At 31.9% G+C, this 15748-nt stretch carries 16 protein-coding genes; 7 read left to right on the top strand and 9 right to left on the bottom strand.

Annotated features, from left to right (window positions below; genetic code table 11):
• The first annotated feature begins 37 nt into the window (after window positions 1-37).
• On the top strand, window positions 38-1099 hold the full coding sequence (gene leuB / locus IW18_RS06140; protein WP_041516697.1) for a 3-isopropylmalate dehydrogenase: 1062 nt from the start codon (window positions 38-40) through the stop codon (window positions 1097-1099).
• Between the two features lie 125 nt (window positions 1100-1224).
• On the opposite strand, the gene IW18_RS06145 is transcribed toward leuB, so the two are convergent.
• Both IW18_RS06145 and IW18_RS06150 read right to left on the bottom strand, forming a co-directional pair.
• Complete coding sequence (locus IW18_RS06145; protein WP_026982652.1) at window positions 1225-1584, bottom strand: RNA recognition motif domain-containing protein; 360 nt, start codon at window positions 1582-1584, stop codon at window positions 1225-1227.
• Between the two features lie 135 nt (window positions 1585-1719).
• Complete coding sequence (locus IW18_RS06150; RefSeq protein ID WP_041516698.1) at window positions 1720-2202, bottom strand: DUF6252 family protein; 483 nt, start codon at window positions 2200-2202, stop codon at window positions 1720-1722.
• Between the two features lie 195 nt (window positions 2203-2397).
• Here IW18_RS06150 and IW18_RS06155 point away from each other — a divergent pair, with 195 nt between their 5' ends.
• From IW18_RS06155 to IW18_RS06165, 3 genes are all read left to right on the top strand, one after another.
• Window positions 2398-2958, top strand: coding sequence for a 30S ribosomal protein S16 (locus IW18_RS06155; RefSeq protein WP_041516699.1), 561 nt, complete (start codon window positions 2398-2400; stop codon window positions 2956-2958).
• Between the two features lie 15 nt (window positions 2959-2973).
• Window positions 2974-3498 carry a ribosome maturation factor RimM gene (rimM, locus tag IW18_RS06160; RefSeq protein WP_041516700.1) on the top strand — a complete coding sequence of 175 codons (525 nt, stop codon included), beginning with the start codon at window positions 2974-2976 and terminating at the stop codon, window positions 3496-3498.
• Between the two features lie 89 nt (window positions 3499-3587).
• Entirely contained in the window at window positions 3588-4295 is a 708-nt protein-coding gene (locus IW18_RS06165) for a tRNA1(Val) (adenine(37)-N6)-methyltransferase (RefSeq protein ID WP_041516701.1), read from the top strand.
• A gap of 44 nt (window positions 4296-4339) precedes the next feature.
• On the opposite strand, the gene IW18_RS06170 is transcribed toward IW18_RS06165, so the two are convergent.
• From IW18_RS06170 to IW18_RS06190, 6 genes are all read right to left on the bottom strand, one after another.
• On the bottom strand, window positions 4340-5995 hold the full coding sequence (locus tag IW18_RS06170) for a S41 family peptidase (RefSeq protein WP_041516702.1): 1656 nt from the start codon (window positions 5993-5995) through the stop codon (window positions 4340-4342).
• A 47-nt stretch (window positions 5996-6042) separates the two neighbouring features.
• Window positions 6043-7338, bottom strand: coding sequence for an HlyD family secretion protein (locus IW18_RS06175; RefSeq protein WP_041516703.1), 1296 nt, complete (start codon window positions 7336-7338; stop codon window positions 6043-6045).
• A gap of 3 nt (window positions 7339-7341) precedes the next feature.
• Window positions 7342-9534, bottom strand: a complete 2193-nt coding sequence (locus tag IW18_RS06180) for a peptidase domain-containing ABC transporter (protein WP_041516704.1) — start codon at window positions 9532-9534, stop codon at window positions 7342-7344.
• Window positions 9535-9849: 315 nt separating this feature from the next.
• Window positions 9850-10041 (bottom strand): hypothetical protein, encoded by a 192-nt coding sequence (locus tag IW18_RS23180; protein WP_041516705.1) that lies wholly within the window; start codon window positions 10039-10041, stop codon window positions 9850-9852.
• 7 nt (window positions 10042-10048) lie between these two features.
• Entirely contained in the window at window positions 10049-10183 is a 135-nt protein-coding gene (locus tag IW18_RS23405; RefSeq protein WP_255313501.1) for a hypothetical protein, read from the bottom strand.
• 55 nt (window positions 10184-10238) lie between these two features.
• Window positions 10239-11795: a vitamin K epoxide reductase family protein gene (locus IW18_RS06190; RefSeq protein WP_041516706.1), complete on the bottom strand. Its 1557-nt coding sequence runs from the start codon at window positions 11793-11795 to the stop codon at window positions 10239-10241.
• A gap of 261 nt (window positions 11796-12056) precedes the next feature.
• On the opposite strand from IW18_RS06190, the gene IW18_RS23045 reads away from it, so the two are divergent.
• Complete coding sequence (locus IW18_RS23045; RefSeq protein ID WP_089081984.1) at window positions 12057-12191, top strand: rSAM-modified peptide; 135 nt, start codon at window positions 12057-12059, stop codon at window positions 12189-12191.
• 65 nt (window positions 12192-12256) lie between these two features.
• On the top strand, window positions 12257-12442 hold the full coding sequence (locus tag IW18_RS23295) for a hypothetical protein (protein WP_041516707.1): 186 nt from the start codon (window positions 12257-12259) through the stop codon (window positions 12440-12442).
• Between the two features lie 131 nt (window positions 12443-12573).
• Here the strand turns inward: IW18_RS23295 and IW18_RS23445 are convergent, their stop codons facing one another.
• Window positions 12574-12930: a helix-turn-helix domain-containing protein gene (locus IW18_RS23445; RefSeq protein ID WP_394331622.1), complete on the bottom strand. Its 357-nt coding sequence runs from the start codon at window positions 12928-12930 to the stop codon at window positions 12574-12576.
• Between the two features lie 1574 nt (window positions 12931-14504).
• Between IW18_RS23445 and IW18_RS06205 the strand changes: the two genes are divergently transcribed.
• Window positions 14505-15683, top strand: a complete 1179-nt coding sequence (locus IW18_RS06205; protein WP_041516709.1) for an acyl-CoA dehydrogenase family protein — start codon at window positions 14505-14507, stop codon at window positions 15681-15683.
• Window positions 15684-15748: the final 65 nt, after the last annotated feature.

Raw genomic sequence — 15748 nt, forward strand, 5'->3', positions numbered from 1 at the left:
TGAACCTTTGAACCTTAAAACAATAAATATAAAAATAATGAAATTTAACATAGCCCTTTTAGCCGGAGACGGAATCGGACCAGAAGTAATAAATGAAGCAGTAAAAGTATCTGATGCTATTGCAAAAAAATTCAATCACGAAATAACTTGGACTCCTGCTCTTACTGGAGCTTGCGCAATTGATGCAGTTGGAGTTCCTTACCCAGATGAAACGCATGAAGTTTGTATGAAAGCTGATGCTGTTTTGTTTGGAGCAATTGGACACCCAAAATACGACAATGATCCAAGCGCGCCAGTTCGTCCAGAGCAAGGATTATTATTGATGCGCAAAAAACTAGGTCTTTTTGCTAATGTACGTCCTACTTTTACTTTCCCATCTTTAATTGATAACTCTCCTTTAAAAAGAGAAAGAATTGAAGGAACTGATTTGGTTTTCTTAAGAGAATTAACTGGCGGAATTTACTTTGGAGAAAAAGGAAGAAGAGACGGCGGAGAAACTGCTTTTGACAACTGTGTTTACACAAGAGCCGAAGTTCAACGTTTAGCTAAAAAAGGTTTTGAATTGGCAATGACACGTAGCAAAAAACTATGTTGCGTTGATAAAGCAAACGTTTTGGAAACTTCACGTTTATGGAGAGAAACTGTTCAGGCTATGGAAAAAGATTATCCAGAAGTTACTGTTTCTTACGAATTTGTTGATGCTGTTGCAATGCGTTTGGTTCAATGGCCAAACTCTTATGACGTTTTAATTACTGAAAACTTATTTGGAGATATTTTAACTGACGAAGCTTCTGTAATTTCTGGTTCAATGGGATTAATGCCTTCTGCATCTGTTGGAGAGCACACTTCATTATACGAACCAATTCACGGATCTTACCCACAAGCAACCGGATTAAATATTGCTAATCCATTAGCAACTATTTTATCTGCTGCTATGATGTTTGAAGATGCTTTTGGATTAAAAGACGAAGCGGAAGCTATACGTGCTGTAGTAAACAAATCATTAGAACAAGGTGTTGTTACTGAAGATTTAGCTGCGAAAGGAACTAAAGCTTACAAAACCAGCGAAGTTGGAGATTGGCTTGTAGAAAATCTATAGTTTTATTTGTTTCAGGTTTCAAGTTTCAGGTTGTTGGAACATGAAACCTGAAACTTGAAACAATTTTTAAACAAAAAAAAGGGATCAACGTAAGTTGATCCCTTTTATATATTTAGAAAAAAATATTAATATCCTCCTCTGTTACCACCACGGTCATTTCCACCACGGCTGTTTCCTCCACCATAACCTCCGCGTGAATCTCCACCACGGCTGTTATTGTTGAAGCTTCTTCTTTCACCTTCAGGTTTCGGTTCAGATTTATTAACTACAATTGCACGACCTTGAACAGTAGCTCCGTTCAATTCATCAATTGCTTTTTGAGCTTCAGCATCGTTTGGCATCTCTACGAAACCAAAACCTTTGCTTCTTCCTGTAAATTTATCAGTAATGATTTTAACTGAATCTACTGCTCCGTAAGCCTCGAAAGACTCTCTTAAATCTGCTTCCTCAATACTGAATGGAAGGCTTCCAACAAAAATGTTCATATGTACTTATTTATAATAATGTAGCAAATGTAGTCTTATTTTTCTGTAATCTACTATATATTAGTTTATTTATGTTTTTATTTTGATTTAAAAAAAATAGAAATCAATAAAACCAAACAGTTCTAAATCAAAATTCTAAAGATTACTTGTTAATGCAATCGGAATTTTATAAAATACACCTTCTTTAAAGTTGACTTTTGGTTTATCTGTATTCGTTTCATCTTCATTGACAGCAATAAACTTAAAAGTTCCTGAAATCGTTTGATTCGCTACATTAAATTCAGTGATTTCAATTTGACCACTACCAACATTAGCACCAGTATAATAATCCTCTACTTGAGATGGTAGCGTGTTTGAATATGATGCCACTGCATTATCATCAAGCCCAAGAATATAAACTTGCTCTACAGAAGATGGTGTTCTTAAAATTACTTTCTCATACCCTAAAGATCCTTCTATAGTCACACTTCCGTTTGTATTTGCATAAGCTTTATAAGTTGTAGCCCTCCAAAAAACATTGTCTTTTAAACCTTGAAATGCAGGATTATTAAATTTAACATCCTCAGTACAAGATGAAAGAACAATAAGAAGTAATGTTAATTGAAAGATTTTTTTCATGTCTAGGGAATTTGCCGTAAAAGTACCACATTAACATAAATATTTAAAACTTAAAAGTCAAAAACATAAAAATGCAGTTATAAATTCTTCGCAAATATTTTTAATATTGTTTAAAACGCATTATTCATAAAAAAATTATATCTTTGCGCCCTTAATTAACAGAGGTCGAGTACCTCAAAATTTAATCATACGATTATGTCAGTAAAAATTAGATTACAAAGACACGGTAAAAAACAAAAACCTTTTTACTGGGTTGTAGCTGCGGATGCACGCTCAAAAAGAGATGGTAAATACTTAGAGAAAATCGGTACTTACAATCCAAACACAAACCCTGCAACTATCGAATTAAACCTTGATAGTGCTGTAAAATGGTTGCACAATGGTGCTCAACCTACCGATACAGCTAGAGCAATTCTTTCTTACAAAGGTGCTTTATTGAAACACCACCTTGATGGAGGTATTCGTAAAGGAGCTTTAACTCAAGAACAAGCTGATGCAAAATTAGCTGCTTGGTTAGAAGCTAAAGCTGGAAAAGTTGATGCTAAAAAAGACGGTTTAACAAAAGCGCAAGCTGATGCTAAAGCTAAAGCTTTTAAAGCAGAACAAGAAGTTAACGCTAAACGTTTAGCTGCTGCAGCTCAAGCTGAAGCTGATGCTATCGCTGCTGCAACTCCTGCAGTTGAAGAAGTTGCTGAAGTAGAAGCTACTGAAGAAGCTCCTGCTGCTGAAGAGAATAACGAAACAACTGAAGCATAATTATATTTAGCGAGAATGCATAAAGAAGAATGTTTTTATTTAGGTAAAATCGCTAAAAAATTTAGTTTCAAAGGTGAAGTCTTGGCTTATTTAGACACGGACGAACCTGAGTTATACGAAAATCTGGAATCAGTGTTTGTTGAATGCAACAAACACTTGGTTCCTTTTTTTATTGAAAAAAGTTCTTTACACAAAAACGATTTCCTTAGGATTCGTTTTGAAGACATGAATACAGAAGAAGATGCAGATGCCATTATGGGTAATGCAATTTATCTTCCATTAAGTATGTTACCAAAACTTTCCGGTAACAAATTTTATTTCCACGAAGTTATCGGTTTCGAAATCGAAGACCAACGTTTAGGTGTTTTCGGAAAAATTGTTGCCGTTAACGACACCACTGCACAACCGCTTTTTGAAGTTTTAAATGGCGAAGTCGAAATGCTAATTCCGATGATCGATCATTTCCTTGTAAAAATTGACCGCGAAAACAAAAAAGTAATCATGAACCTTCCTGAAGGATTGGTTGAAATGTACCTATAATTAGATTTTTAGACTTCTTAGATTGTTGGATTTTTAGATTATAATTAATTTCTAAGAATTTCAATTGTTAACCCATAACCATAAATAAAATGTTTCAGTTTAAGCAATTCTCTGTAAAACAAGACAAAACTGCCATGAAAGTTGGCACTGATGGCGTTTTATTGGGCTCTTGGGCTCCAGTAAATCATAATCCTTTTAGTGTATTGGATATTGGCGCGGGAACAGGAATTATTGCTTTGATGCTCGCTCAGCGAACTCATGCCGAACAAATTGATGCTCTTGAAATTGATGAAGATGCTTATGAACAAGCTGTTGAAAATTTTGAAAACTCACCTTGGGGAGATCGTTTATTTTGCTTTCACGCAGGTTTAGATGAATTTATTGATGAACCTGAAGATGAATATGATTTAATTGTTTCTAACCCGCCTTTTTATGCCGAGGATTATAAAACAGAAAATGAACAACGCGATCTTGCTCGTTTTCAAGATGCAATGCCTTTTGAAGAAATCGTTGAAGCCGCAGATTTATTACTTTCTGAAAACGGAATTTTAGCTGTAATTCTTCCCTTCAAAGAAGAAGAAAAATTTATTGCTCTGGCAAAAGAATCCGAGTTATTCCCAACTAAAATTACACGTGTAAAAGGCACTCCAACCTCGGCAATTAAACGTAGCTTATTAGCTTTTAGCCGAAATGAAAATCCAGAAATCGAAATCGATGAATTAACAATCGAAATCGACAGACACGTTTATACTCTTGAATACATTGAGCTTACTAAAGATTTTTATTTGAAGATGTAAAAGCATCTTTGTCAAAGTTTGAAACTTTGACAAAGATTTACAATTTATAACTTCTCTTCTTTCGCAAAAAGAATTGCACGATCTAAAACTTCATCTCTTCCTTGTTGAATCCCTAAAATAGTTGGTTTAACTTCTATATCAGGAACGATTCCTATTCTTTGCACTTCTTTTTTGTTTGGATAAAAAACACCATAACAAGTAAACGATGAAGAAAATCCTTTTATAATACCAAATCTATAATTTGCTCCATCTGCACCTCCTGTTTGACTACCAATAACTGTAGTTTTTGGAGCTGTTTGAAGCGCCATCGCGTTATGTTCTGCATGACTAATCGCATTTTCATCAATTAGAACAATTACTTTTCCTTTGTAATAATTTGGGTTCGTTTTACCACATTTATCAACTTCTGATCTCCAGACATAACGCCCAGGAAAACTAACATCCGGATCAATATATTTAGCATATTCTACTGATTCTGCATTAAGCCATTCTGCAATTGTATACATCACATTGTGAGGCCTTTTTCTGTTATCAAAAATAATAGCATTTGTATTATTTAGCGCTGTTATTAAAGCCGGAATATCTTTTTCTTCTAATTCATCATAATTTACATAACCAATATTTCCATCCAGAATTTTCCATTTTTCCTGATCAGGAAATTGAATTTTTAAATCTTGATATTTATATCGGTTTATTGATTTTACTGTTGTTTTTCCATCTCTGATAAACTCAATTTCAAAAGTTGGTGTTTTTCCGTTAAAGATTGTCCAATAGGCATTTTTTAAAACTGAAGGTTCGTTTGATCCTTCAACAAATTTTAAATTTTCTTTTAGAATTTGGGCAATTGTTTTTCCTTCTACTTTTGTAATTACATCTCCAATTTTCAGATCGCTAATTTTTGCCAGAGAATCATTTTTCAAACCTATAACAATAGCCTTTTGATCAATAATTTTAACATCAACAGGAATAAATTTATCTCCAAAATAGTCAAATAGTTGAGGCATTTGAGTAGAAGCATGCGTGTCATTTATTTTAATCGAAATTTCGCGCATTGCTAAAACAAAATCTTTTTCTGATTCCGGTGTATTGATTCGTGGAAGAAATTCATTTAATGTTTTATCCCAATTTTGATCCATTTGGTATTTATATGGGAAAAAGTATTCGATGTAATTCCAATATCTAAATAAGGCTAAGAGACGAAGATTTTTGTCTGTCCATTTAAAATCTGCATATTTTACTTCGTTCTTAAATTGCAATGGAACATCACCGCTGCCAAATTCATAATTAACATAATATTGTTTTCCCTGAATTCTGTTTTCTTCAATAAATTTTAGTTTTTTTGAAAGTGTTTTAGAAAATAACTCATTTTTACTGATCCAAGACAAATCGAAATTTTTGTCAAAATAATTCTTTTTAGAAGTTGATTTTACTGATTCATAAGCTTTAACTTCTCCTAATGAAGTAAGCCAATTTTCGATCACCAACGAAAATGCTTCTGCAGATTGCGCTTCTTCGACTTTTGGTAAAATTTGAAATAATTGTTCGTCCCAATTAAAATTTCCACTTGCAACATTTGGATGGTAATATTTTAGAAATCCCCAAACTTTGCAAGTTGCAGCCAATTTTTGGGTTTCGGTTATGGATTTTGAATAAGAATATTGAAATAATAAAACAAGAATGATAAGTAAAGTTTTTTTCATTGGGAATAACAGTAGGTTTTTGGTTAATTATTATTTTTAGGTTTGATTTAAACTTGTTCAAAAATACTTTTAAACTGATACAAAATTCGTTCAATTAATCGTAAATCTTCGGTAACGATTTCAGCAGTTCCTTTCATTTCCTGCTGAAATACAATTTGTTTTTTATAGGATGTTTGCAATCCGTTTGGAAGTGCAACATCCAGGAGTAAATTTCCATCTTTATCCGGAACAAGCGATATGTTTTTTATTTTACCTTTTAGGACTCCAAATTCACGATCGGGAAAATTCGCCAATCTGATATTAACAACTTGTCCAACTTTAATTTTTCCTGAATTTAGGGCTGGTGCTTTTACTTTTCCAACAAAACCTTTTTTAGTATTCGGAATAATCGAAAAAACATTATCGCCAATATTTATGGTTTGATTTTCTGTCCAAACCTGCAAAAAAGTAACCACTCCACTTACTGACGATTTTAATGCATAGGCCAATTCCCAATCTTTAATAACTTTTTTGAGCTGATAAAACGATTGTGCCATGTTGCGTCCAAGCGTCACTTCTTCTTTTGTGCCACTTATTTGCGAATTCTGGCTTAATTTTGAATTATCGATCAAAGAGGACCTTAATTGCGAAATCGACGTTAAAAGCCCCTTATAACTCTTTTGAGCTTGAAGATAACTAAGTTTTTTCGCTTCCATTTCCTGCGCCGAAATAATTCCTTTATTGAATAGCGTTTCAAAACGTGCAATTTCATTTTTCTGAAGTTGTAATTCACTTTCGTTAATCACTTTTTGCTGCTGCAAAATTTCCAATCGTTCTTTGATCTGAACTTTTTCAGAATTTTGTGCTCGATTTTCAACCTCAAAAGGCTGCAGGTTTTTATTTAATTGTTCTGCTTGATAATCTTTCTGAAAAACCGCAAAAGCACTTTCGATTTCTCCAAGTTGTGCGTTTTTTAGTAAAGCAAAAGGAAATGTTTTGCTAGCGTCATTGACATTGTATTCATCTACTATTTTTTTCAATAAGAAAACGTCTTTGTAATTAGCAGTATTTTCAATAATAGCAAGTGTACTATTCTCTGAAACTATAGATTTGTCTTTTACCAAAATGGCTTCGATACGACCAGATGATTTTGAAACTATTTTCTCTGGCGGAATATTGGTTGTAATTACAATTTGGGTTGTTACTACATCTGGGTATTTAATGAACCATGAGACGAAGAACAACATAAAAATAATTACAAATATCAAAACTGTCCCCCAACGTATCATCCAATGGGGCACTTTGGTAAGAATGTCCTGAACCTCTTCGCTTCTTAGTTCAATTGCAGTAGTATCTTCAGCCATGATTTAATTTCCTAATTGTAATTGATTTTTTACCAGTTCAAAGTAATTTCCTTTTTGCTCGACTAATGTGGAATGATTGCCAATTTCGATGATTTTTCCTTTATCCAAAACTACAATTTGATCGGCATTCATAACGGTACTTAGTCGATGTGCAATAACAATTACTGTTTTGTCTTTAAAGAAAATATCTAATTTTTGCATTATTTCTTTTTCATTATTGGCATCTAAAGCCGAAGTTGCTTCATCAAAAAATAATATTTCCGGATTTTTATAAACAGCTCTTGCAATTAATAAGCGTTGTTTTTGTCCGGTGCTCATTCCAACTCCTTCAGCACCAATTTTAGTGTTGTAACCAAGCGGTAAACCACTTATATATTCTTTTATGTTGGCAACATCAGCCGCATACACTAAACGCTCTTTATCAATTTTATCAACTCCAATGGCTATATTATTTGCAATTGTATCGCTAAAAATAAAACCTTCTTGCATTACGGCTCCAATATGAGATCGCCAGGCTCTTTGCGAAATATTCTTTAGTTGTGTATTGCCAATAATAACTTCTCCTTTTTCAGGTTCATAAAACTTCAAAAGCAATTTCATTAAAGTGGTTTTACCGCTTCCGCTGACGCCAACTATTGCCGTTACTTTATTGGCTGGAATTTTTAGGGTTAAATTGTCTAAAACAAGAATATCTGAACCCAGATAACGATAGGAAAGATCTTTTATATCAATATCCGATTCAAACGGAACATCGGTTGTTTGATTCTCTTCTTGTTGTGTTTCGTCTTCTTTTTCATGAATTTCAGATAATCTTGCCAACGAAATTTTAGCATCCTGAAGTTCTCTAACAAATTCTATAAGTTGGGTAATTGGCCCATTTAAACTTCCTACGATAGAACTTATTGCCAACATCATACCAAGGGTTATAGAACCATCGATAACTAATTTTGCCGAAAGAAAAATGATAAAAATATTCTTCAGCTCATTGATTACAGATGAACCTATGGTTTGTGTTTGTTCTAAAATTAATCCTTTTATTGAAACTCTAAAAAGCCTGGCTTGCACATACTCCCAACCCCAACGTTTTTGTTTTTCGGCATTATGAAGTTTAATTTCCTGCATTCCGTTAATAAGTTCCATTACTTTACTTTGTTCTTGCGAAACCTCAGCAAAACGCTTGTAATCTAGAACTTCTCTACGTTTTAAGAATAAAGTTATCCATCCAAAATAAAGTATACTTCCGGCAAAAAACACAAAGAAGATCTTAAGATTAAAATAAGCCAATACTCCTCCTAAAACGAACATATTTATTACAGAGAACAATACATTTAATGACGATGTGGTTAGGATTTTTTCGATTCTTCGATGATCATTAATTCGTTGCATGATATCACCGGTCATTCGGACATCAAAAAATGAAATAGGCAAATTCATTAATTTAATAAAGAAATCTGAGATGAGCGATATATTGATTCTGGTTGAGAGATGTAGTAAGATCCAACTTCTAATAAGCTCTAAAGCTATTTTTCCGGCAAAAAGAAATAATTGCGCAAAAAGTATCAGGTAGATAAAATGAATATTCTGGTTTTGAATACCAACATCGACAATACTCTGGGTTAAGAAAGGAAAAATTAACTGCAATAAACTACTCGCTAATAAACCAATGCTAAGTTGGATCAAAAATGATTTATATTGCAATACATATTGCGACAATAACCGAAAACCTAATCCGTTATTTTCTTCTTTATCAAAATCAGACTGAAAAAACTTTGGAGAAGCTTCCATCAACAATGCAACTCCTTCCTGAGTCGAGTCATCTGCATTGTTTCCTATCCAAAATTTAAGAAAATCTTGCTTATTATATTCAATTAAACCAAAAGCAGGATCAGAAATATAATACGTATTCTTTTTGATTTTATAAAGTACTACATAATGGTTTTTATTCCAATGTAGAATACACGGCAAGGGGGCTTCTTCTAATCTGGTTATGTTTAGTTTTACTCCTAAGGTTCTAAATCCAACTTTTTCGGCTGCATCACTCAAAAAGAGTAAATTACTTCCCTCACGAGTTGTTTCGCTTATGTCTCTCAACTCCTGAATATTGATTGTTTTACCGTAATGTTTTGCTACAATTTTTAAACATGTTGGTCCACAATCCTTATAATCTGCTTGCTTGTAATTGGTGAATTTTTTCAATTTCAAAAATTTAATTCAAGTGCAATTTAATATTATAATTCTGATATCACTATAAAAAAAAACAGAGAGGAAAATTCCTCTCTGTTTACTATTTAAAAGCTTTATTATTCGAAATACAATTTCTGTAGGACATGGCACTGGTTAACCCTAACCAAATAAAATCAACTCAGTGACCAATTTCCTAAAGAATCCCAACACCAATCATCAATGCGGGGAATTTGCTCAATGTTCCACGATCGAGCGCCTACAAATTAAAAAAAACATGACTAAATTCTAAAAAAGGCTATATCGTATTACTCTTAAAAAGGTTAAAAATTAACAGCAAAGACGGCTTGTATCACAAATACCTGGCATAGTATTTACAGGACAAGTCCCGCCTACGGGTATTAAAACACAACCTGCTTCGATTGCATAAACCCAACATTCAGGAATTCCTCCTTTTATTTTTTTTTGCTCACTTTTACTGATATGCTGAACATTTTCTAAATTCAAAATATTTTTCAACATACTGATTCTATTTAGTCATAATAGAAACTTCGAGTTTCTTTTTACTATTTTTCAAATCATTTAAATTAGCAAGCATACTTTTTTGTTCCTGCTCCGATAATTTTTCGATTCCTTTTATTCTTAAAATTTTTTCTAACATCATCTTTCGTTTTAGGGTTAATTTTTCAACTTCATTACAGACATTTAAAATCTTACTTTTAAGCGGTTTTTTCTAAAATCTGAACTTCTTCTACAAAATCATTCAAGAAATATTTCAACTCACTTAATTCATATTCATTTGGAAACAATCTTTCATTAACAATTTTTACTGGTGTATAATTAAAATTATTTTTAGAACACCACTCATATTGTTTTTGTATTTCTTGATTAATCATGATGCTAACATTATCAACATGCCATTTTTTTAACCATTTTTTTAATCCAATTTTCTTAATATGCCAATCTGAGATAGCTTCTACAGTTTTTCCCGGAGTTGATCTGTTAATTGTTAAAAGTCTCTCTACAACAACTTTATAAGGATTATCAGCATTTTCTGGATTAATATTGAACAACACGCTCAAAAAAATCTTATCCGGAAATCTTAATACTAAATCAAAAGCTTCGTGAAAAGTATTGTGACAATGTTCGCAACTTGGACTTATGATAACAGAGAGCTTAACGGCTGCATTTCTATTTCCAAAATTCAAGCCTCTCAAATCTTCAAATCCTTTTGGATAGGGAACTTTTTTAGACAAGAAATTTAATAACGAATAATTTCTTTTAAACTTTTTCATTTCCTTAAGAGAATTTTCGGTCCCTAAAACACTTTTTATCATTGATTTTAAAACCATCCAAATAGGAACCAAAAGAACTACAGAGAATAAAAACGGAAAGATGTTCTCGAAACTAAAACTCAATGTAAACAAATCTGAAGCAAACCATACAATGCTTTGAACGAAAATTAAAAATGAAACCATTAAACACATTACGCACCATTTTTGAATTTCAAATTTTTGAATCCAAATCGAAGACACAATTATTGGTATTGCCAATAGACTTAAGAAGCCAATGAAAATTGCCGAATCTAAGGGTTGAATTAAAATAGAAATTAAACTAGCACTGAAAAAAATCAATGGCAAATCAGGAAAACTAATCCATTTATTCTCATTTCCGTCTTTATTGTTTATAACATCACTACATGATGAAGTTGAAGTGAGATTACAGATATGTGAGATTATACTATTTTTGAATCCTAATTTTTCCTGAATGATAAATATACTAACTACAAATCCTAATATAGTTGTAGTTAAAAAAACAAGACTAAATACATTATATGTATTATAGTAAAAAGATAGACCAACAATTAATAGTAATGGCAAACCATATTTTAACCAACTGAATTCTACTTTTAAATTTTCTCTCGCAACTACATTATTAGGTTCAATTGCTACAATAACTCCATTCCAATCTAAAAGGAATTTTTCATAAGAAAGTTTTTGACTTCCTTTTTTAATTGTATTTATACGAACGAAATTTTTTGCCTTCTCAACTAATATAAGTTCCTCTTTAAAATATGCTAAAAAATTTGATGGCAAATCTACTATTTGTTCTTTCGAAACTCTTACTGCTGCATTCTCTACAGACAACAAATCTAAAGAATCTGTTATCGCAAATAAACTTGGATAATTTGGATGAGAAAGAAACAAATCTTTAAACTCATTTTTAATTTCCGAGTATCTGTTTATTTGGAGAAATTTTTGGACAAGTTTTAGCATCTTTTTCGATCGTTTTAAATCATAATTACAATACAAATATTGCTGTTTTTATTGTAATTAAAACGACGATAGCACACATTTTATCAATTATACTACATACAATTTATAAATTATATCAGTCTGAATTAATTAATCAATTTATTGATAATCAATAAATTATGCCTAATAATTTTCAAGCAAAACCTCCAAAACCGTAATCTCGACTAAGCGTTTTCCTTTTTGTCTAGTTTTGGTAAATCATAAACCCTAATACACAAAGACATGAAAATTCAAGCACTAAAATTCGAAGATTTTGAGAACGAAAAACTATCAAGAAAAGAGCAAAAAACTGTTCACGGAGGAGAAGATCTTACTGATCCATCTATAGGACAAGGAAAAGGAGCCGGAAAGCCATAAAGCTAAAATCGGAGCAAAAAAATTTAAAAAAAATCAAAAAATTACTAATTTAATTAAGTATAAAAATGGCAAATCAGAAACTAAATTTCGTAGATTTTGAAACTGAACAACTATCAAAAAGTCAGCAAAAAAAAGTTCGTGGAGGTGATTCTCCAATAGATCCTATAAATGCAGCAGAAGAAACTGGTAGAATATTACTAGAAACACCTCCTACAGATCCAGCTATTGGTACTGGTAAAGGAATGGGTTAATTAAAAACCACAATCATTAAATCATAAATCAATTTCGAAGATTTTGAAATATAAAATTATCTCAAAATCGACGACTTAAACGGACAGAAAAAGCATTAAAATTAATTTTATCTAAAATACTCATTTTTAAATTAAATATTATTCGCAAATTGAGCTGGAGATACTCCAGTTCTTTTGCGAAATGATTTAGCAAATGAAACTGCATTTTTAAAACCAACGCTTTCCGCAATGGCTTGAGTAGAGTATTTTCGATACATATGATTGGTAATCATTTCGTTGATTACATAATTAATTTTAAGCTCGTTCGAATATTCACCAAAAGATTTACCAAATCTTTTGTTAACTACATACGACAAATAGGTCGTGTTTGTTTTTATTTTTTTTGCAACATAAGGCAAAGTAAAATCAGCATTTAGATATTCGTGTTTGCTTTCGAGCGCCAGTAATTTTTCTACTATTTTGTTCTCTTTAGCTTCATCAATACTCAAATTGACGTTTTCTTTCTTAAGTTGAATTTCTTCGGGTTCAAAAACAACTTCTTCTTGCTCGTGTTCCTGTTCGATTGTTTCAACTTGACTTTTCTTTTCTAAATTGGCCTTGAATTCTTCAATTAAGGCATTCATCTTTTTATGTGCCTTATTTTTATCTCTTATATTTTTAATCAACAAAAATACAATGGCAACAAATAAAACGACATAAAAAACTTTTAAGGCTTTATTCAAGAAAACATCATATTTGTATTTTTCCTGAATAGAAAGCATTTCATCCGTTAAACCTCCTACTCCAAGTTTATAGTTTACTTCTAAAACCTGATCATTTAATTTTGCCTCAGATTTTTCATAATTATCCAAATAAATTTTAGAATGTTTATAGGCTAAATCAGGTTCTTTTAGAATATTATAAATTTTTGCCTGGTAATAATTTGACTTTAAATAATCGACTTCATTAGTTTTTGTTATAGCACTAATTGAGTCCGTTTTTTTAAAAAATACTAATGCTTTATCGTATTTTTTTGTGGTGTAATATATGTCTCCTAAATTGTAATTTGCCAAGCATACCATATCAGGCATTTTATTTTGATCTGCCAAGAATATTATATCATAATATGTTTTTTCTGCTTTAACATAATCTTTTTTCCAACTGTAAATGTTACCCAAACTTAACTTGGCAACGATTTTATTATCGGCAAAATTTTTAGAATAACTAATTGTCTTATTATAAAAATATTCAGATGAATCCAGCAGAGTTCTTTCCTTAAGATTTTTTACATAATAATTCTCATAGGCACCTGCTAAACTAAGGTTGATGTTACTTTTAGTATTTAAAAATTGTTCTTTAGTATAAACACTTTCATTCTTATCGACAAACTCATCAAGTTGTCTTAAATTTTTAATCGCTAATCTATAATTACCAACTGCATTATTTATGGATGAAATGTTTGTTTTAAATTTAACAATTTGAACAATATCTCTAATTTCCATAGAGAGTTTCATTCCTTCCTGATAGTTTTCTAAAGCTTTACTAAAATTGCCCCGTTTCCATTCTCCCAATCCACCATAATTATATAAATAAGATTTGATCTCTGTTTTTTCTCTGGATTCTGGCATTTTATTCAAGTACTTAAATGCCAACTGATAACTTTCTTTAGATTTTGCTGAATTTCCTTTTAATTGATTCAAATAAGATAGCGCTCCCTCGGCAAAAGCAAGATGCTTAAAATTGTCTGATTTTGCCATTTTATTAGCATATACAACAGCACTATCGACATTTACATTAATATTTAGTCGAATTTTGTTCTGCAATAATAAATACTCCTGTTCTGTTAATGCTTTCTTCTCTTGAGAAACAACATTATTCAGAACAAAAAAGAGTAAAAAAGAGATGATCAGCCTCATTCATTTTGTTTTAGGAATCTCAAAAATAGCTTTTAAATTTTCAATAAACTAAAATTAATTTATGTTTATACTATTTTTCTTCTTTATAAAATAGAAAAATATAACAATTTTATATTCTTTTGTTATATTTTTATTATGTAAATTTGTTTTAGTAAAACTATCAAAAAATGAAACCAGATTTATTTCAAGCTCCAGATTATTACAACCTTGACGATTTATTGACAGACGAACACAAACTTGTTCGCGAATCAGCACGTGCATGGGTCAAAAGAGAAGTTTCTCCTATTATTGAAGAATATGCTCAAAAAGCAGAATTCCCAAAACAAATTATTAAAGGACTTGGCGAAATTGGTGGTTTCGGACCTTATATTCCAGTAGAATATGGAGGTGCTGGCTTAGACCAAATTTCTTATGGTTTAATCATGCAGGAAATAGAACGTGGTGATTCTGGTGTAAGATCTACTTCATCTGTACAATCTTCATTAGTAATGTATCCCATTTGGAAATATGGAAATGAAGAACAACGAATGAAATACTTACCAAAACTGGCAACAGGAGAATTTATGGGCTGTTTTGGTTTGACAGAACCAGATCATGGCTCTGATCCAGGAAGTATGATTACAAATTTTAAAGATATGGGCGATCATTATCTTTTAAATGGTGCAAAAATGTGGATTTCGAATGCTCCATTTGCCGATATTGCTGTTGTTTGGGCAAAAGATGAAATTGGAAGAATTCACGGATTAATTGTAGAACGCGGAATGAAAGGTTTTACAACACCGGAAACACATAATAAATGGTCGCTTCGTGCATCATCAACCGGAGAATTAATTTTTGATAATGTAAAGGTTCCTAAAGAAAATCTATTGCCAAATAAATCTGGTTTAGGTGCGCCACTTGGTTGTTTAGATTCAGCTCGATACGGAATTGCATGGGGAGCAATTGGTGCAGCTATGGACTGCTACGATACGGCATTGCGTTATGCTAAAGAAAGAATTCAGTTTGGAAAACCAATTGCCGGAACTCAGCTTCAACAGAAAAAACTGGCAGAAATGATTACCGAAATTACAAAAGCGCAATTACTTACTTGGCGTTTGGGTGTTTTAAGAAACGAAGGAAAAGCTACAACAGCTCAAATCTCAATGGCAAAACGCAACAATGTTGACATGGCTATTCATATTGCTCGTGAAGCCAGACAAATGTTGGGCGGAATGGGAATTACTGGCGAATATTCGATTATGAGACACATGATGAACCTTGAAAGTGTGATTACTTATGAAGGAACTCATGATATACACTTATTGATAACGGGGATGGATGTAACTGGAATTCCAGCGTTTAAATAGTAGACAACTATTAAATTATATATAAAAACAATTATCAAAAGCTTCTTCTTACGGAGAAGCTTTTT

This window comes from Flavobacterium hibernum (genome assembly GCF_000832125.1).
Lineage (GTDB): Bacteria > Bacteroidota > Bacteroidia > Flavobacteriales > Flavobacteriaceae > Flavobacterium > Flavobacterium hibernum.

Excerpts from the sequence above, each read along its gene's own strand:
- IW18_RS06165 (WP_041516701.1), top strand. The coding sequence starts at position 3,588 with ATGTTTCAGTTTAAGCAATTCTCTGTAAAACAAGACAAAACTGCCATG.
- IW18_RS06145 (WP_026982652.1), bottom strand. The coding sequence starts at position 1,584 with ATGAACATTTTTGTTGGAAGCCTTCCATTCAGTATTGAGGAAGCAGAT.
- rimM (WP_041516700.1), top strand. The coding sequence starts at position 2,974 with ATGCATAAAGAAGAATGTTTTTATTTAGGTAAAATCGCTAAAAAATTT.
- IW18_RS23405 (WP_255313501.1), bottom strand. The coding sequence starts at position 10,183 with ATGATGTTAGAAAAAATTTTAAGAATAAAAGGAATCGAAAAATTATCG.
- IW18_RS06175 (WP_041516703.1), bottom strand. The coding sequence starts at position 7,338 with ATGGCTGAAGATACTACTGCAATTGAACTAAGAAGCGAAGAGGTTCAG.
- IW18_RS06205 (WP_041516709.1), top strand. The coding sequence starts at position 14,505 with ATGAAACCAGATTTATTTCAAGCTCCAGATTATTACAACCTTGACGAT.
- IW18_RS23045 (WP_089081984.1), top strand. The coding sequence starts at position 12,057 with ATGAAAATTCAAGCACTAAAATTCGAAGATTTTGAGAACGAAAAACTA.
- IW18_RS06150 (WP_041516698.1), bottom strand. The coding sequence starts at position 2,202 with ATGAAAAAAATCTTTCAATTAACATTACTTCTTATTGTTCTTTCATCT.
- IW18_RS06170 (WP_041516702.1), bottom strand. The coding sequence starts at position 5,995 with ATGAAAAAAACTTTACTTATCATTCTTGTTTTATTATTTCAATATTCT.
- IW18_RS06190 (WP_041516706.1), bottom strand. The coding sequence starts at position 11,795 with ATGCTAAAACTTGTCCAAAAATTTCTCCAAATAAACAGATACTCGGAA.
- IW18_RS23295 (WP_041516707.1), top strand. The coding sequence starts at position 12,257 with ATGGCAAATCAGAAACTAAATTTCGTAGATTTTGAAACTGAACAACTA.
- IW18_RS06155 (WP_041516699.1), top strand. The coding sequence starts at position 2,398 with ATGTCAGTAAAAATTAGATTACAAAGACACGGTAAAAAACAAAAACCT.
- leuB (WP_041516697.1), top strand. The coding sequence starts at position 38 with ATGAAATTTAACATAGCCCTTTTAGCCGGAGACGGAATCGGACCAGAA.
- IW18_RS23180 (WP_041516705.1), bottom strand. The coding sequence starts at position 10,041 with ATGTTGAAAAATATTTTGAATTTAGAAAATGTTCAGCATATCAGTAAA.